This window comes from Acidovorax sp. KPB24-07, assembly GCF_057543315.1.
The window spans coordinates 1-1,697 of record NZ_BAAJYS010000568.1; the positions used below are offsets into that span (position 1 = coordinate 1).

Below are 1,697 nucleotides of genomic sequence, written 5' to 3' on the forward strand. Positions count from 1 at the left end.
GCGGGCCTGGCGGGCGCGCTGGAGGTGGCGGGGCCCATCGGCCAGCTCACGCCCTACGTGCCGGCGGGCTACGGCTTCGCGGCCATCATCGTGGCGTTCGTGGGGCGGCTGCACCCGGTGGGCATGGTGTTCTCGGCGGTGCTGATGAGCATGTTCTACATCGGCGGCGAGCTGGCGCAGTCGCGCCTGGGCCTGCCCAAGTCGCTCACGGGCGTGTTCCAGGGCCTGCTGCTGTTCACGCTGCTGGCGTGCGACACGCTCATCGCCTACCGCGTGCGGTGGGTCGGGTCCCAGGGGAGGACCGCTTAAATGGAATCGTACGCACTGCTTCTAGGCGCCACGCTGAGCGCGGGCACCGTGCTGGCCATCGCCGCCCTGGGCCTGCTCATCAACGAGAAGGCCGGCATCGTCAACCTGGGGGCCGAGGGCATGATGCTCTGCGCCGCCATCGCGGGCTTCGCCACCGTGGTGCACACGGGCAACACCTGGCTGGGCTTCGCGGCCGGCATGGCGGCGGGGGCGTTCCTGGCGGCCATCTTCGGCGTGCTGGTGATCTGGCTCAACACCAACCAGTACGCCACGGGCCTGGCGCTGAGCCTGTTCGGGGTGGGCTTTTCCGCCTTCGCGGGCATCCGCTACGTGCAGGCCAAGCTGCCGGAGCTGCCCAAGTACGCCGTGCCCGGGCTGGGCGACCTGCCCATCGTCGGGCCCGCGCTGTTCCGCCAGCACCCCCTCGTGTACCTCACCATGGCGCTGGTGGCGGGGCTGGTGTGGTTCCTGTACCGCTCGCGCGCCGGCCTGGTGCTGCGCTCGGTGGGCGAGTCGCCCGAGTCGGCCCATGCGCTGGGCTACCCGGTGCGGCGCATCCGCCTGGCGGCCGTGGTGGCCGGGGGGGCGCTTTGCGGGTTGTCGGGCGCGTACATCTCCACGGTCTATACGCCGCTGTGGGTGGAGGGCATGGTGGCCGGCCGCGGCTGGATCGCGCTGGCCCTCACCACCTTCGCCACCTGGCGGCCGGCACGGGTGTTGCTTGGTGCCTACCTGTTCGGCGGCGTGACCATGCTGCAGTTCCACCTGCAGGCCACGGGCGTGCAGGTGGCCAGCCAGCTGCTGAGCATGCTGCCCTACGTGGCCACCATCGTGGTGCTGGCGCTGATCTCGCGCAACCCGGCCTGGATCCGCGTGAACATGCCGGCCTCGCTCGGCAAGCCGTTCCATCCCGGGTCGTGACCCGCACGGCCCGCGCGGTGCTGCACGGGCCCCCGATAATTTATTTTTTGTTGCCTCTCCCCTCACTTTTTTCCTCAAAGGAACCGACATGACCGATCTGCACAAACGCTCGCTGCTCAAGGTGGCCGCGCTTTCCGCCGTGGCCGCCGCCGCCCTGGCCGGCTGCGGCAAGAAAGACGAGCCCGCGCCAGCGCCGGCCGCCGCTCCGGCGCCCCGCTGCGTCCGCGCCCCGCCGCGAAGGCCGAGCCTTTGAAGATCGCGTTCGCCTACGTGGGCCCGGTGGGCGACGGCGGCTGGTCCTTCGCGCACGACAACGGCCGAAAGGCGATCGAGAAGGAGTTCGGCGACAAGGTGCAGACCAGCTTCGTGGAGAGCGTGCCCGAGTCGGCCGACGCCGAGCGCGTGCTGCGCGACATGGCCTCGCAGGGCAACAAGCTGATCTTCGGCACCACGTTCGGGTACATGGA

2 protein-coding genes and 1 pseudogene are annotated in these 1,697 nt (G+C 70.3%); all 3 read left to right on the plus strand.

Annotation, left to right across the window (positions count from 1 at the left end):
* A partial coding sequence (locus AC27IQ_RS23925) for an ABC transporter permease subunit (RefSeq protein ID WP_487091051.1) occupies nt 1–309 on the plus strand: 309 nt, incomplete at its 5' end.
* Entirely contained in the window at nt 310–1,230 is a 921-nt protein-coding gene (locus AC27IQ_RS23930) for an ABC transporter permease (protein ID WP_284396176.1), read from the plus strand. It abuts the gene before it with no gap.
* Between the two features lie 88 nt (nt 1,231–1,318).
* Nucleotides 1,319–1,697, plus strand: a pseudogene (locus AC27IQ_RS23935) (BMP family ABC transporter substrate-binding protein); the annotation flags it as partial.

Bases quoted from the DNA above. Each gene is read 5' to 3' on its own strand.
- AC27IQ_RS23930 (WP_284396176.1), top strand. From the start codon at position 310: ATGGAATCGTACGCACTGCTTCTAGGCGCCACGCTGAGCGCGGGCACC.